26 protein-coding genes are annotated in these 22,512 nt (G+C 36.2%); 8 read left to right on the top strand and 18 right to left on the bottom strand.

The features are described from left to right. Positions 1-10: 10 nt before the first annotated feature. The 9 genes from rpmC to rplC form a co-directional block, all read right to left on the bottom strand. On the bottom strand, positions 11-196 hold the full coding sequence (gene rpmC / locus M0D58_RS13190) for a 50S ribosomal protein L29 (protein ID WP_089999869.1): 186 nt from the start codon (positions 194-196) through the stop codon (positions 11-13). 12 nt (positions 197-208) lie between these two features. After that, positions 209-634: a 50S ribosomal protein L16 gene (rplP, locus tag M0D58_RS13185; RefSeq protein WP_002983219.1), complete on the bottom strand. Its 426-nt coding sequence runs from the start codon at positions 632-634 to the stop codon at positions 209-211. 99 nt (positions 635-733) lie between these two features. Then, complete coding sequence (rpsC, locus tag M0D58_RS13180) at positions 734-1,492, bottom strand: 30S ribosomal protein S3 (RefSeq protein WP_248390172.1); 759 nt, start codon at positions 1,490-1,492, stop codon at positions 734-736. Between the two features lie 7 nt (positions 1,493-1,499). Further along, a complete protein-coding gene (gene rplV, locus M0D58_RS13175; RefSeq protein ID WP_029297778.1) occupies positions 1,500-1,898 on the bottom strand; it encodes a 50S ribosomal protein L22 in 399 nt (132 codons plus the stop codon). Between the two features lie 2 nt (positions 1,899-1,900). After that, positions 1,901-2,179 (bottom strand): 30S ribosomal protein S19, encoded by a 279-nt coding sequence (gene rpsS / locus M0D58_RS13170; protein WP_002983209.1) that lies wholly within the window; start codon positions 2,177-2,179, stop codon positions 1,901-1,903. A gap of 2 nt (positions 2,180-2,181) precedes the next feature. Beyond that, a complete protein-coding gene (rplB, locus tag M0D58_RS13165; protein ID WP_034678013.1) occupies positions 2,182-3,003 on the bottom strand; it encodes a 50S ribosomal protein L2 in 822 nt (273 codons plus the stop codon). A 21-nt stretch (positions 3,004-3,024) separates the two neighbouring features. Then, entirely contained in the window at positions 3,025-3,315 is a 291-nt protein-coding gene (gene rplW / locus M0D58_RS13160; RefSeq protein ID WP_029297784.1) for a 50S ribosomal protein L23, read from the bottom strand. 3 nt (positions 3,316-3,318) lie between these two features. After that, positions 3,319-3,948, bottom strand: coding sequence for a 50S ribosomal protein L4 (gene rplD / locus M0D58_RS13155; protein WP_248390169.1), 630 nt, complete (start codon positions 3,946-3,948; stop codon positions 3,319-3,321). After that, positions 3,939-4,565 (bottom strand): 50S ribosomal protein L3, encoded by a 627-nt coding sequence (rplC, locus tag M0D58_RS13150; protein ID WP_072883922.1) that lies wholly within the window; start codon positions 4,563-4,565, stop codon positions 3,939-3,941. Before rplC ends, rplD begins: the two co-directional genes overlap by 10 nt. Positions 4,566-4,880: 315 nt before the next feature. Between rplC and M0D58_RS13145 the strand changes: the two genes are divergently transcribed. From M0D58_RS13145 to M0D58_RS13135, 3 genes are read left to right on the top strand one after another with little or no spacing between them, the layout of a single operon-like run. Beyond that, a complete protein-coding gene (locus M0D58_RS13145; RefSeq protein WP_248390166.1) occupies positions 4,881-5,024 on the top strand; it encodes a hypothetical protein in 144 nt (47 codons plus the stop codon). Beyond that, a complete protein-coding gene (locus M0D58_RS13140; RefSeq protein ID WP_248390163.1) occupies positions 5,024-6,001 on the top strand; it encodes a hypothetical protein in 978 nt (325 codons plus the stop codon). The genes M0D58_RS13145 and M0D58_RS13140 overlap by 1 nt, the downstream gene beginning before the upstream one ends. Before the next feature lie 52 nt (positions 6,002-6,053). Then, complete coding sequence (locus tag M0D58_RS13135) at positions 6,054-8,756, top strand: hypothetical protein (RefSeq protein WP_248390160.1); 2,703 nt, start codon at positions 6,054-6,056, stop codon at positions 8,754-8,756. Positions 8,757-8,803: 47 nt separating this feature from the next. On the opposite strand, the gene M0D58_RS13130 is transcribed toward M0D58_RS13135, so the two are convergent. The 9 genes from M0D58_RS13130 to M0D58_RS13090 form a co-directional block, all read right to left on the bottom strand. Next, entirely contained in the window at positions 8,804-11,023 is a 2,220-nt protein-coding gene (locus tag M0D58_RS13130; RefSeq protein ID WP_248390157.1) for a zinc-dependent metalloprotease, read from the bottom strand. Between the two features lie 144 nt (positions 11,024-11,167). Further along, the gene (locus M0D58_RS13125) at positions 11,168-11,665 is read right to left on the bottom strand and encodes a low affinity iron permease family protein (protein WP_248390154.1); all 498 of its coding nucleotides are present in this window, start codon (positions 11,663-11,665) and stop codon (positions 11,168-11,170) included. An 80-nt stretch (positions 11,666-11,745) separates the two neighbouring features. Beyond that, positions 11,746-12,573: a GLPGLI family protein gene (locus M0D58_RS13120; RefSeq protein ID WP_248390151.1), complete on the bottom strand. Its 828-nt coding sequence runs from the start codon at positions 12,571-12,573 to the stop codon at positions 11,746-11,748. 20 nt (positions 12,574-12,593) lie between these two features. Further along, on the bottom strand, positions 12,594-13,430 hold the full coding sequence (locus M0D58_RS13115; RefSeq protein WP_248390148.1) for a GLPGLI family protein: 837 nt from the start codon (positions 13,428-13,430) through the stop codon (positions 12,594-12,596). Between the two features lie 217 nt (positions 13,431-13,647). Then, a complete protein-coding gene (gene rpsJ / locus M0D58_RS13110; protein WP_002661363.1) occupies positions 13,648-13,953 on the bottom strand; it encodes a 30S ribosomal protein S10 in 306 nt (101 codons plus the stop codon). A 17-nt stretch (positions 13,954-13,970) separates the two neighbouring features. Beyond that, a complete protein-coding gene (gene fusA / locus M0D58_RS13105; RefSeq protein WP_248390145.1) occupies positions 13,971-16,088 on the bottom strand; it encodes an elongation factor G in 2,118 nt (705 codons plus the stop codon). 6 nt (positions 16,089-16,094) lie between these two features. Beyond that, positions 16,095-16,571 carry a 30S ribosomal protein S7 gene (gene rpsG / locus M0D58_RS13100; protein ID WP_169231334.1) on the bottom strand — a complete coding sequence of 159 codons (477 nt, stop codon included), beginning with the start codon at positions 16,569-16,571 and terminating at the stop codon, positions 16,095-16,097. Positions 16,572-16,593: 22 nt separating this feature from the next. Next, entirely contained in the window at positions 16,594-17,007 is a 414-nt protein-coding gene (gene rpsL, locus M0D58_RS13095; protein WP_027381287.1) for a 30S ribosomal protein S12, read from the bottom strand. Between the two features lie 110 nt (positions 17,008-17,117). Next, positions 17,118-18,662, bottom strand: a complete 1,545-nt coding sequence (locus M0D58_RS13090) for a hypothetical protein (protein WP_248390142.1) — start codon at positions 18,660-18,662, stop codon at positions 17,118-17,120. 152 nt (positions 18,663-18,814) lie between these two features. On the opposite strand from M0D58_RS13090, the gene M0D58_RS13085 reads away from it, so the two are divergent. From M0D58_RS13085 to M0D58_RS13065, 5 genes are all read left to right on the top strand, one after another. Next, positions 18,815-19,291, top strand: coding sequence for a Dps family protein (locus tag M0D58_RS13085; protein WP_248390139.1), 477 nt, complete (start codon positions 18,815-18,817; stop codon positions 19,289-19,291). Between the two features lie 87 nt (positions 19,292-19,378). Next, a complete protein-coding gene (gene pncB, locus M0D58_RS13080; RefSeq protein WP_248390136.1) occupies positions 19,379-20,557 on the top strand; it encodes a nicotinate phosphoribosyltransferase in 1,179 nt (392 codons plus the stop codon). A 175-nt stretch (positions 20,558-20,732) separates the two neighbouring features. Continuing rightward, complete coding sequence (locus M0D58_RS13075; protein WP_248390133.1) at positions 20,733-21,074, top strand: YciI family protein; 342 nt, start codon at positions 20,733-20,735, stop codon at positions 21,072-21,074. A 4-nt stretch (positions 21,075-21,078) separates the two neighbouring features. Beyond that, positions 21,079-21,669 (top strand): hypothetical protein, encoded by a 591-nt coding sequence (locus M0D58_RS13070; protein WP_248390130.1) that lies wholly within the window; start codon positions 21,079-21,081, stop codon positions 21,667-21,669. An 84-nt stretch (positions 21,670-21,753) separates the two neighbouring features. Then, entirely contained in the window at positions 21,754-22,509 is a 756-nt protein-coding gene (locus M0D58_RS13065) for a DUF5995 family protein (RefSeq protein ID WP_248390127.1), read from the top strand. Positions 22,510-22,512: the final 3 nt, after the last annotated feature.

The following is a 22,512-nucleotide window of genomic DNA, read 5'->3' as shown; positions in this document are numbered from 1 at the left end:
TAAAATGAAATTATTGTTTGTTAGTTAACTCAGTATTTAGTCTTGCGATTGTTTTTCTCAAATCTCTGATTTGGATCGGGTTTTCAATTGGGCTGATTGCATGAGCCAATTTCAATTTAGAATATTGAGCTTTTGCTTCAGTTAATTGGTTTTGAATATCACCCGCGCTTAAATTTTTAATATCAGCTTTTTTCATTGTATTCAAAGATTAAAGAGGTTTAACAAAATCGTTAGCAACTATAAATTTAGTAACAACTGGTAATTTTTGTGCCGCAAGTCTAAGAGCTTCTTTCGCTACTTCGTAAGGAACTCCTCCTACTTCGAACATAATTTTACCTGGTTTTACTACAGCTACCCAATATTCCACGGCACCTTTACCTTTACCCATCCTTACTTCAGCTGGTTTTTTAGTAATTGGCTTATCCGGGAAGATTTTGATCCATAGCTGACCTTCTCTCTTCATATATCTTGTCGCAGCGATACGAGCAGCTTCAATCTGTCTTGCAGTGATCCAAGCACCTTCTGTCGCCTTGATTCCGAAAGTTCCATAAGCAAGTTGACTACCTCTCTGGGCATTCCCCTTCATCTTCATCTTATGTACTCTACGGAACTTGGTTCTTTTTGGTTGTAACATAATCTCTAAATTTTAGATTTTAGATTTTAGATTTTAGATTGTTTTTTATTTTAAAAAAGTAACGGTAATTTAAAATTCAAAATGGTCTAATCTAAAATTTTAATTATTATTGTTATTATTGTTATTGTTCTTTCTAGGTCCTCTGTTGTCTCTTCTGTCTCCTCCTCTGTTATCTCTTCTGTCAGACTGACCGCCTTTTTTCTGTTGTCCCACTAGCGGAGAAAGTTCTCTTTTACCGTAAACTTCACCTTTCATGATCCAAACTTTTACACCTAGCTTTCCGTACTGAGTTAATGCCTCACCAATATGGTAATCGATATCTGCTCTGAAAGTAGACAATGGAATTCTTCCGTCTTTGAAAGATTCTGATCTTGCCATTTCAGCACCGTTCAATCTACCAGAGATCTGAACTTTGATACCTTCTGCACCCATTCTCATGGTACCTGCCATTGCCATCTTCACAGCTCTTCTGTAAGAAATTCTGTTTTCGATTTGCTTAGCAATGCTGTCAGCAACTAATACTGCATCCAGCTCAGGTCTTTTAATTTCGAAGATGTTGATCTGAATATCTTTCTTAGTCAATTTTTTCAACTCTTCTTTCAGTTTATCAACTTCCTGACCTCCTTTACCGATGATAAGTCCCGGTCTAGCAGTAGTAATTGTAACTGTTACTAATTTTAATGTTCTTTCAATATAAATTCTTGAAATCCCACCTTTAGATAATCTAGCTTCAAGGTATCTTCTGATTTTGTAGTCTTCCGCGATTCTGTCTCCATAATCGTTTCCGCCAAACCAGTTAGAATCCCATCCTCTGATGATACCTAATCTGTTACCAATTGGATTTGTCTTCTGTCCCATACCTTGATTAATTTTCTTTATTACCTAAGATTAATGTAACGTGGTTAGATCTTTTTCTGATTCTGTACCCTCTACCTTGCGGAGCTGGTCTTAGTCTCTTCAATTGTCTTGCACTATCCACGAATATTTCTTTAACGATAAGGTTTGCTTCCTCGATGTCTGCACCTTCGTTTTTTACCTGCCAGTTGGCAATTGCAGAAAGAAGTAATTTTTCTAATTTGTTAGAAGCTTCTTTCTTAGAATATTTAAGGATATAAAGAGCTTTATCTACTTGCTCTCCTCTAATGATATCAGCAACTAATCTCATTTTTCTAGGAGAAGATGGGCAGTTATTTAATGAAGCTTTAACAACGTCTTTGTTAGCTTCTTTTCTTGCGATTGAACTATCTTGTTTTCTTGATCCCATGATTATCTGCTTCCTTTGTTTTTGTTACCACCATGACCTCTGAAAGATCTTGTTGGAGAAAATTCGCCTAACTTGTGACCTACCATGTTTTCTGTAACATATACAGGGATAAAAGATTTCCCGTTGTGTACAGCAATAGTTTGTCCTACGAAGTCCGGAGAGATCATCGATGCTCTAGACCAAGTTTTGATAACTGTCTTCTTACCAGACTCTATATTTGCCTGAACCTTCTTATCTAAAGTATGATGAATGAACGGTCCTTTTTTAAGTGATCTTGCCATAATTATTTTCTTTTAGATACGATGTAACGGTTAGACACTTTGTTTTTCTTTCTAGTTTTGTAACCTTTAGACGGCATACCGTTTCTAGATCTTGGGTGACCTCCAGAAGAACGTCCTTCACCACCACCCATTGGGTGATCTACAGGGTTCATTACAACCGCTCTTGTTCTTGGTCTTCTACCTAACCATCTGCTTCTACCAGCTTTACCTGATACAGTTAATTGGTGATCAGAGTTGGAAACTGAACCAATCATTGCCATACATTCAGTAAGGATCATTCTTGATTCTCCTGAAGGCAATTTGATGATTGCATATTTTCCGTCTCTTGAAGTTAATTGCGCTGATGAACCAGCACTTCTTGCTAAAATAGCACCTTGACCAGGCTTCATTTCAACACAAGAAATTACAGTACCCAATGGAATATTTTTCAATTTCATTGCGTTACCTACGTTTGGTTCTACGCTCTCACCTGAAACTACTTTCTGATCTACTTTGATACCATTTGGAGCGATGATATATCTCTTCTCTCCGTCAGCATATTCTAATAAAGCGATAAATGCAGTTCTGTTTGGATCGTATTCTACAGATTTTACAGTTGCTTCAACGTTTGCTTTGTTTCTTTTGAAGTCAATAATTCTGTATTTCTTTTTGTGTCCACCTCCGGTGTAACGCATGGTCATTTTACCTGTTTGGTTACGTCCACCTGACTTTTTAATACCAACTGTTAGAGATTTCTCTGGTTTGTTGGTAGTAATTTCCTCAAAATTGTTTACAATTCTGAATCTCTGTCCCGGGGTGATAGGTTTTAATTTTCTAACAGACATTACTATTATTTATAATTATAATTAATTTACAGCAAAAATATCGATAACCTCACCTTCAGCAAGTTTGATTACCGCTTTTTTCAATTTATTCGTCTTTCCAACCTGAAGACCTTTTTTAGTATATTTCGCAGATACTCTAGGAGCATAAATCATTGTATTTACGTCTGCTACTTTTACACCGTAAGCTGCCTCAACAGCCTTTTTAATCTGGATCTTATTCGCTTTGGTATCTACCAAGAAAGAATAAGTACCTCTTAAATCCGTAAGGTAATTAGCCTTTTCTGAAATAACTGGTTTAATAATAACTGACATGATTTATTTCTTTAAATTTTCCTGGAATTTTTCAACTGCACCTTCGAAGAATACGATCTCACCTGCGTTTACTAAATCGTAAGAACTGATTTCATTGAAGTTCATTACTTTAGTTTTAGGTAAGTTTCTTGAAGATAAATATACATTCTTGTTAGCTTCAGGAAGAACGAATAAAGATTTTTTACCGTTAAGTTCCAATGCATTTAATACATTGATGAAATCTTTAGTCTTAGGAGCATTTAGGCTCAGATCTTCTAAAACTCTGATGCTGTTGTCTCTCATTTTCTGAGATAAAACAGATTTTTTAGCTAATCTCTTAAGAGCTTTGTTCAATTTGAATCTGTAATCTCTTGGTTTTGGTCCGAATACTCTACCTCCACCTCTGAATGTTGGAGATTTAATATCCCCGTATCTTGCAGAACCAGATCCTTTTTGCTTCTTAAGTTTTTTAGTAGAAGCAGTGATTTCGCTTCTTTCTTTTGCTTTATGAGTCCCTTGTCTTTGTGCAGCAAGGTACTGTTTAACTTCTAAGTAAACCGCGTGCTGATTTGGCTCGATTCCGAATACTGTTTCGTCCAGAGTTACTTTTCTTCCGGTCTCTTTTCCTGATGTATTTAATACTACTAGTTCCATTTTCTGATAATTACATAAGAATTTTTAGCTCCCGGAACAGCACCTTTTACTACTAAAAGATTCTGATCTTGATCCACTTTTAATACCTGAAGGTTTTGTACAGTCACCTGCTTACCTCCCATTCTACCAGCCATTCTCATCCCTTTGAATACTCTTGAAGGGTCTGATCCAGCACCGATAGAACCTGGAGCTCTAAGTCTGTTGTGCTGACCATGAGTTGCCTGCATTACACCTCCAAAGCCGTGTCTTTTAACAACACCTTGGAAACCTTTACCTTTAGAAGTACCTGTTACGTCAACGAATTCACCTTCAGCAAATAAGTTTACAGTTACTTCCTCTCCTACTTTCACTTCATCAACGAATTCTCTGTAGAATTCTACCAATTTAGCTTTAGGAGCAGAACCAGCCTTTTTAAAATGACCAGCTAACGCTTTACCAACGTTCTTCTCACTCTTGTCATCGAAACCTAACTGAACTGACTTATAACCGTCTTTTTCAATGGTTCTGACCTGTAAAACCGAGCACGGACCAGCTTGAATAACTGTACAAGGAATATTTTTCCCTGCTTCGTCAAACAAAGAAGTCATACCGATTTTTTTACCAATAATACCTGACATTGTTTATGTTATAATAAAATTTATCCTTTATTTATCGTCATTTTCAGGAAGTCTGAAGTAATTTCTACGTTTGATGTAGGCATACTACGCCCCTAAAATGAGTGTGCAAATTTATGAATATTTTTATAACTGACAAATATTTCGTGCAAAATATTTTGATTTTTAATCAATTAGACCATTTTTGTAAAATCGGGAGAAAAATTCAGAGGAATAATTTGTGAATAACAAAATCTTTTCATTACAACCGTTCTTTAGTTGCTGTAATTACGGTTTGATTTTTGTTAGGTTAAATTTATTTATAAATCTTCTGATGATATGAAAAATACATACAACCAACTTATTCCGCATCTGAAAAATGCATTCAGTAGTCCTTTTAAATTTTTTGAAAGAAACCTTAGTAATGCCGTAGAAGCAATAAATTCCGCTTTTACCTTTGATGATATTGATTTGTATCAGTAATGAGAACACTCAGATTCTTATGTATTCTGCTTTTGATATTTTCCTGCAGCACGAAGGAAGATCATCCATACACTTTTTATTATTGGAAAACCAAACTTGCTCTCAATGCGGACGAAAAAATGGCATTGAGTAAAACTACCATCCCTTATCTCTATACCCGCTTTTTCGATGTTGATAAATCCGGAGAAAAATTCCAGCCTTTAGGGGTTATAATTCAGGACAAAAGTTTTATAGTCCATCAGAAAATAATACCCGTTGTTTTCATTACGAACCGTACTTTTCTTTACATCAAAAAAGATGAAATAAATTTTCTTGCCCGAAGCATTAATGAGCTGGTAAAAAAGAAAATTACAGACTATCATCTGAACTCCGCACCAGAAATACAGATCGACTGCGACTGGACGGCGGGAACACGTAATGATTATTTTACATTTTTAAAAGAACTGAAAAAAATTTCAGGCAAAGAAGTCACCTGCACGCTCCGTCTTCATCAAGTACGGGATAAATCCACAACAGGCATTCCACCGGTTAATAAAGTTTACCTTATGTGCTACTCCACTTCTTCACCGTTGGAAAACTCTGATAAAAATTCTATCCTGGATGTCCAGATTCTGAAAAGTTATCTGGCAGATATTGATCAATATCCTATAAAAAAGATAGAGGTAGCATTGCCTATCTATTCCTGGGGAATTGTAACCAATTATCTGGGAAAGCATAAGCTGATTAACGCTCTAGCAGAGAAAGATCTTGAAAATTCAGATTTTAAAAAGATTTCAGATCATGAAATTGAAATTATGAAAGATGGATTTTACTTCGGAAACTATATGAATAAAGGTTTCAGGATTAAAATTGAATCCATTTCTGACAGTCAGCTCACAGAAGTCACCGATTTTCTCGATAAAAAAATTTCCCGTTACCATATTATTTATTATCAATTGGATAGTAAATTTGTCAGGAACCGAAATTTAATTTTTTAGTTCCTTTCGGATGGTAGTAAACAAATAAATGCTCACTAAACACCGCTATACAATGAAAAAATACCTTCTCTCACTCGCTGTTGTTTCTCTTTTTTATACAGAATCCGGGGCTTGTGCCTGGTCTGATCCGGATTACGAATATTTCAATCTTTTTACACAGATTATTATTAAGGATAAATCTTACCTGCCTTTTCTTCACAGCTATTCGACCAGATTTTATACTGATTTTAAACCTTCCATGATACCTGACGAAAATATCGATTCATGGAAAAGATATTTCAGCAATCAGCTGAGCTATGCGCAGACGGAATATCTGGTTAATAAAATGAATATTAACGATCTTAATGCTTTAAAAAAAGGATCGCCCACCAACCAGCTATTGGTAACGTTAGGACCTCGATTTTACCAAAGATACCGTGAAGGACTCGATTATCTTATTGAGGCCAAATACCTGGAACCATACATGAAGATCAATTATATTGAAAGCGCAGATTCATTTTATTATTACAGAGAGCCGGGAACAGGAAAGAACGCAACCAATCTCGATTACAATAAAACCATTGCTGCACTTACCTCATTATATAATGCTGCAAAAAATCCCGAAATAAAACAGCGGTACGGTTATCAGCTTGTGCGATTCAATCATTACACAAGAAATTACGATGCGGCGGTAAAAGCATTTAAAACTTATGTAGAACCTCTGAAACTGAAAGGTGCACCATACATTATGGCGCTTGATCAGCTTGCAGGAGCTCAGCGCGGATTGGGAATGAACAGCGAAGCCAACTGGAACTTCTTCCAGGTGTTCAGGGACAGTAAAAGCAGAAAAGAATCCGCTTTCATATCTATGAAACTTTCAGATACGGCCTCATTTAATAATATTTTAAAAAGAGCCAATACTAATGAAGACAAAAACATGGCTTATTTTCTTTTAGGGTATGAAGATTTCAATAATCCCATTCCTGTAATGGAAAAAATGTTTGAGATCAATCCGGATTCTGAGATCCTGAAAGTAATGGCGGTGAGAAGCATCAATGAGCTGGAAAGAAGCTACCTTCCTATTTATTACTATACAAACGACGACAATAGTGAGAAAACAATTACCGGAACAGATAATACGGATCCGGGTAAAACACAGACTGCAGAGCCTAAAAAAGAGGAACTATCATTCTGGCAGAAAATAATAAGGTTTTTCAAAAACCTATTCAGCAGTAAGAAAGATAAAAATTCTCCTGATGGAAAAGCAGATCAAAGTGATGATGAACTTCTTGATAATCCGGACAGAATTCCTGTATTCACCAGAAATAACTACTGGTATGATGACAAAACTAAAGATTTTCTGGATGACCTGGAAAAATTCACCTCCAAAACAAAAGAAAAATCCAAAGATGAATATTGGCAGATTGCTGATGCATATCTGAAATTCCTGAAAAAAGATTATAAAGCAAGCACCGAAATTCTAGAGAACATCAAAACCTCCAATCCGGAATACACGGAAGAGATTAAAAGAATGAAAGTTCTGAATGATATTGTTTCCCAGCCGAAAATTGATGCGGATTACGAAGATCATTTAATGAAAGACTATTCAGAATATTTTACAGAAAAACCGGAAGTAAAAAAGGACAGTACCGAAACAGATGAATATAATTATTACGGTGAAGTTCCTTCTACAGCAGACTTTCTGAAAGATGTTCTTGCCAACCGTTATTTTCTTCAGGGTGAAGATGGCAAATCTTTCCTGATGAACAATAAGCTTTCCGATCTGCAGTACAGCCCGAATTCAAGTCTTGTGAAAAGTGTGGAAGATTTCTACAGAAAAACAAACAAAACACAGTTTGAGCAGCAGATTATTGCTAAAAACATTAACGACGTCGGAAATATTGATGCTTTTTTTGCCGTAATTTATGGAGACCGGGCCATGAGACAGGCAGATTTTGAAAAAGCTAAATCATATTATGCAAAAGCACAGAACTTCTCCGGAATTCCAAGATCCGATTGGAACTATGATGAGAAAAAACTTACTCCCTTGAAATATCAGGCAGGAGCTTACAACGGATTCAGCAATATTTCCGATCTTGTTTTTGGCCATAATGTCTGGGTAAGTTATCAGAGTGATCCTGATGAAAGTATGAAGAAGGAAGATTATTCCGCATTTCCATTCATTAAGCCAGCTATGAATAAACTCGAACTGGCGGATGCATTGATCCAACTGAAAAAAATCGGAAATGGAAAAGATGAAAAATCTGCTATAGCCAATCAATTGATAGGAAATGTATTGTACAATACTTCGATTCTCGGATATTACAGGCAGCTTTTTGTGATGGATCTTGACAATTCAAACGGAGGAAAATATTACTTTGACACGTCGCCACGAACAAATCCTTACAAGTATTACTACAAAGGATTCCCGGACAGAATTTATATCGAACCGGATAATTTTGATCTGGCAATCAATTATTATAAACGAGCATTGAGCATTTCAGCCAATAAAGAACAGAAAGCGAGAATTCTTTTCCAGATGGCAAGTGCCGAACAGGGAAAATATTACCAGTATGAGGCCTCACACCCTTCAACCGTTGATTATTCTGATCCGAAATACAGTGAGAAAAGCGATGCTTATCAGAAACAGCTTGATCAGATTAAAAATCAGAAGTACAGAACCTATTTTGCTTTGCTAAAAGCACAATATGCAGATACGGAAACAGCTAAAGACCTGCTGGGAAGCTGCACTTATTTTGATTATTTTATGCAATAAATTATTAAAAAAACCTCTGATTAATCAGAGGTTTTTTCTTGTCATCATTATTTTTTTATAAACTTGTTTTTATATAGTGTTCCTTTTTCATCGATATTAATAAAGTAAACACCTTTAACCAAACCTCTTACTATAATCTTACCATCCCCTACTGATCCCTTATTAATCAGCTGCCCCGGAGCATTATAGATTTCATATGTTGCTTTAGATGAAATATTTTTCACGTTTAATACGTCATCAACAGGATTTGGATAAATCTCAACAGTTTTAACATTTTCGGTTTCTGATGTTGCCAATGTTCCCACATTGTTCTGTTTTACCGCATAGAAGACATTTCCAATGGCAGAAACTCTTATATGTCCACTTTTCCCGGCCAATGCTGCAGGAACAAAAACCGTCGCCGAACCTGAATTGGGAACGGACGCCGCTAAAACAGTCCAGTTGTCTCCTCCGTCATAAGTATAATCAATCTTTACGTTGGCAACATTATATGGAGCAGCCGTAGTTCCGGAAACTACCCATGTTACAGTTGAATTCGTATTAGGAGTTAATGTTGTTGCATTAACAGTAAACGCCGCTGCAGATCCTACGACGATTGTCTGAGTAGCATATGCAGTCTGAGCTTGTCCACCGATTTTATTATCTCTTACAGTTACCCGGAAGTTTGTAGTTCTTGCCACAGTAGAAGCAGCCTCAAAATCAGCAGTATTTTTTACCGTTCCTGTCAAAACAGTTGATAATTTAGGAAAATATCTTGTAGGGGTTGATGTAGCAGGCCATGATCTGAAACTTGCTCCGGAAGTAGTGTTGCCAATATTATTTTTAGTAACTCCATTTGCCAGACTACTGGAATTTACCTGCTCCCAGGAATAAGTTAAAGCATCTCCATCCGGATCTGTTGCAGAAGCTGTCAACACAAATGCCGTTGATTTCGGAATGGTATATGTTGTTGTCATTGGAGTTACCACCGGCGGACTATTGGTTATAGGAGTTTCAATATCTGCGGTAACACTCGCTAAATTTGTCTGAACCTGATCAATACTTACACTATGAAAATATGGATCCGAATGTTGCTGAACATCTGTATTTGAGCCTGTAATTCCTGCATAACCCATGATTGTAGATCCTGATCCGGGCTCTACACAAACGCCCGTTCCTTCGTTAAAACTGTAGGTATGATTATCTCCTAACTGGTGCCCTATTTCATGAGCAACATAATCAATATCAAAATTATCTCCCATCGGAATATTATCCGCAGGTGAAGTAATACCACTTCCTTTATAATTATCGGGTGAATTGTATGTGTAAGCATTGCCAAATGAATCCGCACAGTCATTATATGTTGAATAGCTTACATCATTACTTCCTATACATCCAATACATCCTGCATTTCCTCCGCCACCGCTAGCTCCGAATAAATGTCCGATATCATAGGTTGAATCTGACACACCATAAGTTGCTCCGTGCAATACATTCATTAATTCGTAGTTCCATTTACACATAAATTCCGAACTGCTGTACGGATCGGTAGCAGGATTGGAAAAAATAAGATTGGGCGCACTTACCATATTAAGGTGAAGATTGAATTCCTGTTCAAAAACACCATTTACTCTCGTTAAAGTCGCATTTATTTGAGCAAGCGCATTCGCTGTTCCTCCAAAATAATTAGTATATTCTCCTGTAACAGACATTGCAAGCCTTAATGTATGATATTTTTGATTTCCGGATTTTGCAGCTGCTCCTTTTGCCATCATGTCCTGCATTCTTGCTACAGCCTGCTTGTCTTCTTTAGTACTACATACAAAAGCATGTCCGTTCTTAGAAGATTTCCCGTGGATGGAATATACCGTTTTATCTGAAGAGGAAGGCTCAATAAATTCATATTTCCCATTGCTGATAATCATCGATTGAAAATCATTAGGAGCCACACTAAATCTGATATATTTTTCAGGGTCATCAATTCCTTTACCTACGTAAGATCCCAGTTGATATTGATTTGCCATTGCTTCGTCAACTACTGGAAAGCTGTTTACGGCAAATTTTTCAATCTTACCTTCCAGAGTAGGAATTTTGATTGTGACCGCTTTGCCTTCGCCTATTTTTTGAGCTTGCAAGAGCTGTGTTCTAATTTGATCTATATCCAATTTGTAATAAATAGGATTATCATTTCTTCTTACAGCATCTTTTCCAGGCAGTGTTCTGCTCCATTGTGCGTTTACCATTGTTCCGGCAACAGCCAGCAACAAAATTGGTAGTTTTGTTTTCATAAATTAAAATTAGGGCAACAAATTTAAAATTTAATAACAAAACAGCAATAATAACTTTTAAATTATAAATTAATTAACAATTATATAAGAGCCATCTATTGAAAACATTAAACCTTATTGATTTTAATAATTATCTGAATAGAATCAGTTTGATTCTTTCTTTTGTTGTTCCTGCAGCCACTCTTCATGCTTTTTCCTGAAGATTCTGTCTTTATGATCCTGATTTCTATGCGCTGCATCAATAGAGTGTGAGGAATGAATATCATCATCTTCTTCCGCAAAATCCGCAAGTTTTTCATAATAGCAGTGCAGCTGGTCTAGCTCCTTTTCCGTGAGGTCTTCAATATCCACTATTCTGTTGCTCGCTTTTTCATTGGCGGCAATCAGCTCATTCAGCTTGATCTGAATTGCTTTTGAATCTTTATTCTGTGCCTTCTGAATTAAAAACACCATCAGAAAAGTGATAATTGTAGTTCCGGTATTAATAACAAGCTGCCATGTTTCCGAATAATTAAAAACAGGTCCTGAAACACCCCAGATGATTATAATTAATGTTGCTCCTATAAATGCATAGGAACTTCCCGTAAATTTTGTTGCCCAATTTGAAAATCTTTCAAATATACTTTGATCTGATTTAGACATTACACTATTTTTTTCAATAAAAAGCAGCAAAAACTCCGCCGAAGTAGCGGAGTTTCTGGTTAAATTAACCGGTAATAAGATTAGTTATAATGTATCGCTTTATCCACTTCTATAGGATTATTATTTTTCTTAATATTTTTCTGCATCATTTCAGAAAGTTCTTTGAACTGTTCCGGGCTTTTTACTTCGATTCCCATTACCATAAAACGTGCATCAGGATGGGTGTTGTTTTTATATTGTTCTTTAAAGCCATGCAGCGGATCATTATAATGGTCAAGCAACATTTTCTTAAGTCTGGATTCAGGGATTTTGACAGGTTTCTGTCCGCCAAAATTTTCGAGAATCTCTCTGGTTTCGTACGTTTTATAAAGTTTGTAACTTTTTACTAATGAGAATCTGAAGTTATCTTTATCATCATAAATCTCAAATATCATTCCTGGAAGGCCATTAAATTTGTACGGACCTTCATTCAGGCTGATTTCTTTAGTAAACCATGCGGTCCAGTTTCTTCCTCCGTATTTCGCCGTTGCTTTCTGAAGCTTATAACCTCCGATTATTTTTGTCTCGTTATCAAGATTCCAGTTTATTTTATCAGTGGTTTCCACAATAAACATATTCTGAACCATAATATAATTTGAATTTACTAGTGAATTTTTCTTTCTAGTAAGCGCAGGAGTATCATCCCAAACTATATTGTTTTCACCTTTTGTCTTATTGATAGAGTCTGTAACAACAAAATCATAGTTATAGAACTTTACTTCGTCAGGATTCACATCCAGCACCATGCTCACTTTCCTTTTTTCGGCTGCTGTGGAATCCGTTTTAAAATGATATTCATAAATGAATCGGTGCGTTTGTGCACTCAATGATAAGCTAAATAGTATCATTACAAATAGATATTTTTGCATAGTAATTTTACGTTTACTTATTATTTTTTTATTTTCGGATAGTGAACTGCTTGGTCGAGCTCGATAGGGTTGTTATATTTTCTAATTCTTCGCTGTTCCTCAAGTGCATATTGGCGAAGTTCTTCAGGCTTATAAATTATCCTTCCGTCTTCCAATCCCAATTTATGTTCTTCATTAATCTCGATCTGACCGCTGTTGATAAACTTTATAGGATCATGATAATAGCTCAATAGCATAGATTGGTATTTTGAATACGGGATTTCCACTCCTCTTGCCTTTGCATTTTTGTAGAAACTTATGAATTGTGTTTCAGTAAAGTTTTCAGATTTATTTAATGAAAAATGGTAATTCTTTTTATCATCATATATTTCAACAATCAATCCCGGCAAACCGTGAAACTTATAAGGCCCTTCCTGAAAAGCAATGTCTTTAGAGAACCAAGCGATCCAATTTCTGCCTCCAAACTTCGCCGTCGCTTTCTGTAGCTGCAGAGAAGAAGACTTTTTGGTTTCCTTTTCAATTTTCCAAGAGATTTTAGGCTTGTCCTTTAACTGATAAATATCAAAACTCTGGATGCTGTATAGCACATACTCCTGCGTTTTAATTTTTTTACTCATAAGATCCGTAACCTTTCCGTTGAAAGTTCTTAAACCGGAAGTCTTTTCTATAGAATCGCTTACAAAGAAAGGACGTTCATAATAAAATGTTTCATCCGGATTAATATCAAGATAATAATTCGCTTTACGTACTTCAGTTGATGCAGAATCCGGCCGGTAAACGACATCGTATATAAAACGGTGGGTCTGTGCGGTCACTGAACAAGCAAATAGTATGATCAGGTGCATGAGTTTATTCATAGTAATAATTTTGTCCAAATATACATAATAAACAGAACCTTGCAATACATAATACTGATTTTAACATTTTATTTTAAATTTGAAGCATAAAAAAATCCCTCTTCTTTAGAAAAGGGATTATTATCATAGCACGCTTCGACTATGCTCAGCGTTTGGAAACTCAATTGTGATGCTCAGAAAACTTTATCATTCAGACTTCCGTTTTCCAGCAGATTTATCACACTTTAATTTCTACGTCTACACCTGAAGGAAGTTCTAATTTCATTAGAGCATCAACAGTCTTAGAAGAAGAAGAGTAGATATCCATCAATCTCTTGTGAGCTGATAACTGGAACTGCTCTCTTGCTTTCTTGTTTACGTGTGGAGATCTTAACACAGTGAAGATTCTCTTGTTTGTTGGCAATGGAATAGGTCCGTTTACAACAGCACCTGTAGCCTTTACCGTTTTTACGATTTTCTCTGCAGATTTATCTACTAAGTTGTAATCGTAAGATTTAAGTTTTATTCTGATTCTTTGTGACATTTTAATCTAATTTAATATTAACCTTTAGCCTTAGCGATTACTTCTTCAGCAACGTTACTAGGAGCAGCTTCGTATTTCTCGAATTCCATAGAAGATGTTGCTCTACCTGAAGATAACGTTCTAAGAGAAGTTACATAACCAAACATTTCAGAAAGCGGAACGAAAGCTTTGATAACTTTAGCGTTATTTCTGTCATCCATACCGTTTACTGTACCTCTTCTTCTGTTAAGGTCACCTACGATATCACCCATGTATTCTTCAGGAGTTACCACCTCAAGCTTCATGATAGGTTCCATGATTACTGCTTTAGCAGCTCTACCCGCTTCTTTGAATCCCATTTTAGCAGCTAATTCGAAAGAAAGCTGATCGGAGTCAACCGCGTGGAAAGATCCGTCTTTAAGAACAATCTTCATTGCCTCAACTTCGAAACCAGCCAAAGGACCGTTCTTCATTGATTCTTTAAATCCTTTCTCAACAGCAGGAATAAATTCTCTAGGAATATTACCACCTTTAATTTCGTTGATGAATTCAAGACCTGTCTTACCTTCGTCTGCAGGACCGATTTCAAATACGATATCTGCGAACTTACCTCTACCTCCGGATTGCTTTTTGTAAACCTCTCTGTGGTTAGCTTTTTGTGTAAGAGCTTCTTTGTATTCTACTTGCGGCTGTCCTTGGTTAACCTCTACTTTGAACTCTCTTCTCATACGGTCTACGATGATGTCCAAGTGAAGCTCACCCATACCGGAGATGATTGTTTGTCCTGAAGCCTCGTCAGTTTTAACCTGGAACGTTGGATCTTCTTCAGCCAATTTAGCCAAAGCGTTACCCATTTTATCCTGGTCAGCTTTCGTTTTAGGCTCAACAGCGATACCGATTACCGGATCTGGGAAGATCATTGATTCAAGAACGATTGGGTTCTTTTCGTCAGATAACGTATCTCCTGTTTTAATATCTTTAAATCCTACAGCAGCACCGATATCTCCAGCCTCGATATACTCAACCGGATTCTGCTTATTTGCGTGCATCTGATAGATTCTTGAGATTCTTTCTTTGTTGTTTGAACGGGTGTTCAATACATAAGAACCTGCATCCAATCTTCCTGAATAAGCTCTGAAGAATGCTAATCTACCTACGAACGGGTCAGTAGCAATTTTGAAAGCTAATGCAGCGAAAGGCTCATCTACAGATGGTTTTCTTTCAATATCAGCATCAGTTCTCGGATCTGTTCCTTTGATATTATCCTTATCCAGTGGAGAAGGAAGATATTTACAAACAGCATCAAGCATGAACTGTACTCCTTTGTTCTTGAAAGAAGAACCACAAGTCATTGGGATAATAGAAAGGTCAATAGTAGCTTTTCTAAGTGCTTCGTTGATTTCCTCTTCAGAAATTGAATCCGGATCTTCGAAGAATTTCTCCATCAAAGTCTCATCATAATCAGCTACCGCTTCTACTAATTTCTCTCTATATTCAAGAACTTCATCTTTCATATCTTCCGGAATTGGAACTACTTCATAAGTAGCACCTTGTCCAGCTTCATCCCAGATGATCGCTCTGTTTTTAATTAAGTCTACAACTCCTTTAAAATCTTCTTCAGCACCAATTGGTAAAACGATTGGAACGGCGTTAGATCCTAACATTTCTTTTACTTGTTTTACAACGTTCAAGAAGTCAGCACCCTGTCTGTCCATTTTGTTTACGAATCCCATTCTTGCCACTTTGTAGTTGTCAGCAAGTCTCCAGTTTGTTTCAGACTGAGGCTCTACACCGTCTACGGCAGAGAAAAGGAATACCAATCCATCTAATACTCTCAAAGATCTGTTTACTTCTACGGTGAAGTCAACGTGTCCCGGTGTATCGATAATGTTGAAGTGGTAAGGCATTGTTTCAGGTAATTTCTTACCTTGATCTGTTGGGAAATTCCAGTTACAAGTAGTTGCAGCAGAAGTAATGGTAATACCTCTTTCTGCTTCCTGTTCCATCCAGTCCATTGTAGAAGCACCATCGTGAACCTCCCCAATTTTGTGGTTTACACCTGTATAGAATAAAATCCTTTCTGTAGTGGTTGTTTTTCCTGCGTCAATGTGAGCAGCAATACCAATATTTCTTGTAAATTTAAGATCTCTTCCCATTTCAGATTAGAATTTGAAGTGTGAGAAAGCTTTGTTTGCTTCCGCCATTTTGTGAGTATCAGTTTTCTTTTTGAATGCAGCACCTTCTTCTCTTGCAGCAGCTACTACTTCATTAGCCAGTTTCAAAGCCATAGACTTGTCATTTCTAGCTTTAGAATATTTGATTAACCATTTCATTGCCATAGAAATTTTTCTATCAGCTCTGATTGGCATTGGGATCTGGAAGTTAGCTCCACCTACTCTTCTGGAACGTACTTCTACGTGAGGCATAACGTTTGTTAATGCATCTTTCCAGATTTCAAGGGCTGTTTTCTCAGTATCTCCTTTTTTAGTTTCTACGATATCCAACGCATCATAGAAAATTTTGAATGCAATTGACTTTTTACCGTCAAGCATTAAGTTGTTTACGAATCTAGTTACCAATTGATCATTAAATTTCGGATCTGGTAACAACGGTCTTTTTTTAGCTTTCGTCTTTCTCATTGTTTTATTCCTTATTTAATGATTATTTTTTCTTTCCTTTTGCTGGTGCAGCTGGTGCCTGACCTGGCTTAGGTCTCTTAGCTCCATACTTCGATCTTCTCTGTGTTCTTCCATTTACACCAGCGGTGTCTAAAGCACCTCTTACGATGTGGTAACGTACTCCCGGTAGGTCTTTCACCCTTCCGCCTCTTACCAATACTATCGAGTGCTCTTGAAGATTATGTCCTTCGCCCGGGATGTAGGCGTTGACTTCTTTACCGTTAGAAAGTCTTACCCTTGCAACTTTTCTTAGTGCAGAGTTCGGTTTCTTAGGAGTGGTAGTATATACTCTCGTACATACACCTCGTCTTTGTGGACAAGAATCAAGGGCAGCCGATTTGCTCTTCTTGGCAAGCGTGGCTCTTCCTTTTCTTACTAATTGTTGAATAGTAGGCATTTAATTGCTTTTTATTTTAGGGTGCAAAAATAATAATATTTTTTTAATTAACAAGCAGTTATACAGAAATAATATTTTTATTTAAAAATTAATTAACAGATACTTACGTTTCACTTTACTACAGTAACCTCAATATTTCTGTTCCATCTAAAATTTCTGATATTCTCCTTAAGCTTTTCAAGATTTTTTTGATCAACAGCATAAATACTTACTTTATCTCTCGCTACGGTAACGGGATTATTTATTTTCAGTTCAGCTGCTTTTTTCCAGTTTCCAGGAATATTATTATGGAGCCATGCATCATAAATAACAGCAATATCATATCTATTATTGGACGTATAGCGCGTCAAAAAATTTTGAAATTCTGCATCAGGAACCCTTTTATTTTCATTAAAAACAATAGTCTCTAACGAGCCCAGCCCCGCAGTATCCAATAACTGAATCTCCGTAAAGTAGGTAATCGCTCCAATATCATTCGCCACTACTTTTGATTCATTATAATAAGTATGAAGAAACTTTGCCGACTGTATTTGCTGTTCGTAAATATTTTTCCCGCCGTTTTCCAGCATTTTGTGAGCAAAGGCAAATTTGTAAATTAGCAGAAAAATATTTATCAATACAATTCCGGCAATTAACTTTTCCTTTTTAACATAGCTTCTGAAATTTTCAAAAAGACCTTTAAGTTTCGGAATAAGAGCCATTGAAAATCCGGTGAGAATGTATGCTTCGTAACGGAACATTCCTTTAAGGTCTGCAAACATGGAATGAAAAATCATCAGTAAAGAAATCACGATTAACAAAAAATTGTCCCTTATAATATCCTGAAAATTTTTACCTTTCAAATCCCTTATTATGAAAATAGCACTTAACACAATAGGAAAAAACCCGACTTTATAAAAACTTACATTCAATAAAAAATTATCTAAAAAAATGGCTTTTAACTGATGTGGAAAATTCGAATTGAAGCTTAATTTTGTTCCTTTTACGATTACGGAGTTCGGGAATAAATGTCCGTCCTGCTGAAAATTAAACCAACAAAAAAGAACAATCGGAATAAATCCTGTTATTAAAACCAGAAAAGTTTCTTTCCACTTTTCCATTAAAGCAAAGACAAAAGCAAGCGTAACAAAATAAAACATGCTTTCGAAACGTACCAATCCCATCAATAATAACGACAGATAAAATCCCGCAAGCGAAAATTTATTTTTAATTGTTGATAAACAGTATATATTCAGCACGAATAAAAAAACATGGAAAACATGTTCCATTCCGGATAAAACCTGAAGATGCAGAACTGAAAAAAACAATGTGAAAAGCACTGAAATTACGATATATTTAGCATTACTGAATATTCCTGAAAAATACCGGCTTAAAAAATATACGGTCCCGAAACTAAAAGCAATATTAACATACAGAGAAAACCGGTCTGTATTTCCAAAAACTTTTATCAGCAAACTTAGAATGTAAGTAAAAAACGGCGACGAAGAAGTGGAGGAAAATTTATATTTGGTAACACCCCAAACTTCATGAAGCGCAAAATTTTTAGCCATTGCCAGATGAATATATGCATCATCTATAAGATAGATATAATGGCCATCTGTTTTAGAAACCGATAATAAATAATATCCGGCGCATACTATTGTAAAAACAGCCATTGAAATGAAAAAGCTTTTTAAGGCAAGCTTAGATTTACTCAACATAAAAATTAATTCTAAGAATTTCAAAGATAAGTATCATCAATCACGATTTTAGCATTTCGGCATAATATTTACTTAAATTTGTTGTACAAAAATAAACTATCATCAATATGAAAAATGCTAATATTATAGGACTTCAGGAGGAAGACTGCCAGAAAATAGCTGAAAAGCTGAATATACTTTTGGCCAATTATTCAATATTCTACCAGAATACCAGAGGTTCCCACTGGAATATTAAAGGAGATCAGTTCTTTACGCTCCATCCTAAATTTGAAGAATTGTACAACAATCTGGTATTAAAAATAGACGAAATCGCAGAGAGAATACTTACCTTGGGTTCAACACCTGCTCACAATTATTCCGATTATCTGAAAGTGGCAACCATTAAAGAAAGCCTGGAAGTAAATGATGCAACAAAAAGTGTAGAAAATATTCTTAATTCCTTTAAAGTAGTGATTGATTTACAGCGAGAACTTCTCGACATCACAGATCAGGCTGGAGACGAAGGAACGAATTCTCAGATGAGCGACTATATTACCGAACAGGAAAAAGAAGTGTGGATGTACAACTCTTATCTGGGTAAATAATAAATTCGCATCAGCAATTAAAAAAATCACCTTACATTTAGGTGATTTTATTTTTATTAATTATATTTGCGTATAAATTACACAATCATGCACAGCGTTCGATTAAATTCTATTCTTGATAATGATTTCTATAAAATTACCATGCAGAATGCTGTGGTAAAACTATTCCCTGGTTCTGTGGTAAAATATGAATTCATCAACCGCGGAAAACACCAGTTTCCGGCCGGTTTTGATATTGCTTTACGGGAAGCAGTTAATAAGATGGCGGAACTAAAACTTACCAAAGAAGAAAAAAAATATATGGCGAGAACCTGTCCATATATCGATTTACCTTACCTTGATTTTCTGGAAGGCTATCATTATGATCCTTCTGAAGTAAGAATACACCAGGAAGGAACAGAGCTTTCCGTTATCGTGGAAGGTCTTTGGTACAGAACAATCCTTTGGGAAGTGCCCTTGTTAGCCTTAATCAGTGAGCTTCATTATGAAATGAACCACATGGAAAGAGATTCTAATGAAGTGATCATGAACAGAACATTGGAAAAAGCTGCCACTTTGGAGAAACTCGGAGTTAATTTTGCTGAATTCGGAACAAGGAGAAGACATTCTCATAAAGTGCAAAACCTGGTAATGGAAGCACTTACTCAGAACAAAAACTCTACATTCATTGGAAGTTCAAACGTACACTTCGCTATGAAATACGGCGTAAAGCCTATTGGAACCCATGCCCATGAATGGTTTATGTTTCACGCCGCAGAATACGGTTTTAAAATGGCTAACGAACTGGCTCTTGAACATTGGGTAGATGTTTATCGGGGTGATCTGGGGGTAGCCCTTTCGGACACCTATACCACGGATGTTTTTTTCAAGCAGTTTGATAAAAAATTCGCCAAGCTTTTTGATGGAGTGCGCCATGACAGTGGAGATCCTCTTGAGTTTACAGACAAAACAATTGCTCATTACCAGAGACACGGAATTAATCCTTTATTTAAATATATCATTTTTTCCGACGGGCTGAATCTTGAAAAAGTAGAAGAAATCACCAACTACTGCAAAGGAAAAATCGGGGTATCTTTCGGAATTGGCACCAATCTTACCAATGATGTAGGCTTAAAACCTATGAACATTGTGATGAAATTAATAGGCGTTCAGGCTCCGAACAAAGAATGGATCCCTACCGTAAAACTTTCCGACGAACATGGAAAATATACCGGTGATCCTAAAATGATTGAACTGGCTAAGGAATTTCTAAGAATAAAAAATTAAACGCTATAAAAAACTTTTATTACTACTGTTCCTGTCTACATTTCTCTTTTCCTGTGTCATTACAAGAGGGAAAGACGGTGAACCGGGAAAGCCGGGAAAGAATTCATCAGACACAGCTTCTTCAACTATATTCAACCAGGAACTCGCCACAAAGCTTGGAGCCGATCAATATGGTATGAAGCCTTACGTTATCGTAATGCTCACTACCGGCTCTGCAAAAGTTGAGGATAAAACCAAAATGGGAGAATTAATGAAAGGACATTTAGCCAATATCAGGAAACTTTCCGACGAAGGGAAAATTGTTGTTGCAGGTCCTTTTTTAGAGAAAAATAAAGAAGACTATCGTGGTATGTTTATCTTCAACACTCAATCAAAAGAAGAAGCAGAACAATGGGTAAAAACTGATCCTGCTGTAATGGCCGGAGTTTTCAGTTATGAAATTTTCCCGTGGTATGGATCGGCTGCGTTGCCGATGTATTTAAAGCATCATAAGGAAATTGCAAAAGAAAATCCGTAATCAAATGGGATTTTACACTAAGTTTTCAGAGCAAGATCTTATTGAGTCATATAAAAATCAAATTGATTACCAAGGTAAGCCAAGTAATGAGCTATTAGAAGAGATTAAAAAAAGAGGCTCTTTGGAAGATTTTCAGTTAAAAGTTGAGGATCAAAAAAAGACATTGGATGAAAGAAATAGAATTATTCGGGAAATTCATCAGCATTATATGAATAAATCTCCTGAACTGGAATGCCTCAGACAGATCGATTCTGATATATACACTAAAAAGGAAATCCATTTAATGATTCATCAGAAGTATGGTCACATCAGCAAGAATGTTGAAAACCTAAAAGTTGATTCGGACACGATTCTATTCAGTATATTAGGAATTATGGTTTCAACGGTTGCAAGTTCTGTCATTCTTCTCCTATGCTTATATCAATTTGAGTTCCTGGCAGCATTTCATTTTTATTTGCTTGTTCCGGTTTATATCATCAATTATCTGATCATAAAATCCATAACACGGAAAACAAGGGATAATATCGTGGTCTTTCTTGCAACTTTTATAGCAACAGTTTTAAATGTTTTAATATTTATTCTTTTACTAAGATAATAGCGTCTTAGCTATATAAATTATCCAAACACAGCCTCGCATAATTTGTGAGGTTTTATTATATTTATTAAAAGAAACAAAACCATGAAAACCATTGAAGAAGTTCTTAAAAAATTAGACGACATTATCCTTTGGGCCAAACAAAACCAAAGTCCCATCGGATATTTTGCCTGCACCTACCGAATCATGACCGCAGCGGTTCTGAAAGGAATCCAGCAGAAAAAATTCGAGGACAATGCCAGAATGATACAGCTTGATATTGCCTTTGCCACCCGTTATCTTGAGGCATGGGAAGCGTATTCCAAAGGTAAAAAATGTACCAATTCATGGTATATCGCATTTGAAGCGGCAAAGAATCAAAACCTGTTGATTCTCCAGCATATTTTTCTCGGCATGAATGCTCATATCAATCTTGACCTCGGAGTTTCTGCAGCGTCCATTATGCCGTACCGGAAAATTAATCCTTTAAAAAAAGATTTCGAAAACATCAACAACGTTATTGCATCGATCAACCAAAATGTTCAGGATTCATTGAATACAATCTGCTATCCTGTAGATTTAGTTGATAAAATTTCAAACGGCAAAGACAATACCGTTCTGGATTTTGCCATTTCAAAAGCCAGGGAAACCTCATGGGCATCAGCCGTTATCACTTCAAATACTCCCGCATTTTTACGTGAATCCGTTATTGGCATCATTGATTATGCCGCAGCAAAAGTTGCCACGCAGATTATTAATCCAAAATTTACAACTTCAGCCCTGCTTAAAGAATTAAAAAAATGCGAAAGCAACAATGTTGTGAAAAACATTGAGATTCTTGCCTCAACTAAGAATTTATAAACA

The sequence above is a fragment of the Chryseobacterium nepalense genome (assembly GCF_023195755.1).
Classification (GTDB): Bacteria; Bacteroidota; Bacteroidia; order Flavobacteriales; family Weeksellaceae; genus Chryseobacterium; species Chryseobacterium nepalense.
Note: the sequence above shows the minus strand (reverse complement) of the source record. Positions and strands in the feature narration are given on the sequence as shown.

Coding starts and splice junctions, on each gene's coding strand:
- rpmC (WP_089999869.1), bottom strand. CDS start 196: ATGAAAAAAGCTGATATTAAAAATTTAAGCGCGGGTGATATTCAAAAC.
- rplP (WP_002983219.1), bottom strand. CDS start 634: ATGTTACAACCAAAAAGAACCAAGTTCCGTAGAGTACATAAGATGAAG.
- rpsC (WP_248390172.1), bottom strand. CDS start 1,492: ATGGGACAGAAGACAAATCCAATTGGTAACAGATTAGGTATCATCAGA.
- rplV (WP_029297778.1), bottom strand. CDS start 1,898: ATGGGATCAAGAAAACAAGATAGTTCAATCGCAAGAAAAGAAGCTAAC.
- rpsS (WP_002983209.1), bottom strand. CDS start 2,179: ATGGCAAGATCACTTAAAAAAGGACCGTTCATTCATCATACTTTAGAT.
- rplB (WP_034678013.1), bottom strand. CDS start 3,003: ATGTCTGTTAGAAAATTAAAACCTATCACCCCGGGACAGAGATTCAGA.
- rplW (WP_029297784.1), bottom strand. CDS start 3,315: ATGTCAGTTATTATTAAACCAGTTATTTCAGAAAAGGCTAATTACCTT.
- rplD (WP_248390169.1), bottom strand. CDS start 3,948: ATGGAACTAGTAGTATTAAATACATCAGGAAAAGAGACCGGAAGAAAA.
- rplC (WP_072883922.1), bottom strand. CDS start 4,565: ATGTCAGGTATTATTGGTAAAAAAATCGGTATGACTTCTTTGTTTGAC.
- M0D58_RS13145 (WP_248390166.1), top strand. CDS start 4,881: ATGAAAAATACATACAACCAACTTATTCCGCATCTGAAAAATGCATTC.
- M0D58_RS13140 (WP_248390163.1), top strand. CDS start 5,024: ATGAGAACACTCAGATTCTTATGTATTCTGCTTTTGATATTTTCCTGC.
- M0D58_RS13135 (WP_248390160.1), top strand. CDS start 6,054: ATGAAAAAATACCTTCTCTCACTCGCTGTTGTTTCTCTTTTTTATACA.
- M0D58_RS13130 (WP_248390157.1), bottom strand. CDS start 11,023: ATGAAAACAAAACTACCAATTTTGTTGCTGGCTGTTGCCGGAACAATG.
- M0D58_RS13125 (WP_248390154.1), bottom strand. CDS start 11,665: ATGTCTAAATCAGATCAAAGTATATTTGAAAGATTTTCAAATTGGGCA.
- M0D58_RS13120 (WP_248390151.1), bottom strand. CDS start 12,573: ATGCAAAAATATCTATTTGTAATGATACTATTTAGCTTATCATTGAGT.
- M0D58_RS13115 (WP_248390148.1), bottom strand. CDS start 13,430: ATGAATAAACTCATGCACCTGATCATACTATTTGCTTGTTCAGTGACC.
- rpsJ (WP_002661363.1), bottom strand. CDS start 13,953: ATGTCACAAAGAATCAGAATAAAACTTAAATCTTACGATTACAACTTA.
- fusA (WP_248390145.1), bottom strand. CDS start 16,088: ATGGGAAGAGATCTTAAATTTACAAGAAATATTGGTATTGCTGCTCAC.
- rpsG (WP_169231334.1), bottom strand. CDS start 16,571: ATGAGAAAGACGAAAGCTAAAAAAAGACCGTTGTTACCAGATCCGAAA.
- rpsL (WP_027381287.1), bottom strand. CDS start 17,007: ATGCCTACTATTCAACAATTAGTAAGAAAAGGAAGAGCCACGCTTGCC.
- M0D58_RS13090 (WP_248390142.1), bottom strand. CDS start 18,662: ATGGCTGTTTTTACAATAGTATGCGCCGGATATTATTTATTATCGGTT.
- M0D58_RS13085 (WP_248390139.1), top strand. CDS start 18,815: ATGAAAAATGCTAATATTATAGGACTTCAGGAGGAAGACTGCCAGAAA.
- pncB (WP_248390136.1), top strand. CDS start 19,379: ATGCACAGCGTTCGATTAAATTCTATTCTTGATAATGATTTCTATAAA.
- M0D58_RS13075 (WP_248390133.1), top strand. CDS start 20,733: ATGAAGCCTTACGTTATCGTAATGCTCACTACCGGCTCTGCAAAAGTT.
- M0D58_RS13070 (WP_248390130.1), top strand. CDS start 21,079: ATGGGATTTTACACTAAGTTTTCAGAGCAAGATCTTATTGAGTCATAT.
- M0D58_RS13065 (WP_248390127.1), top strand. CDS start 21,754: ATGAAAACCATTGAAGAAGTTCTTAAAAAATTAGACGACATTATCCTT.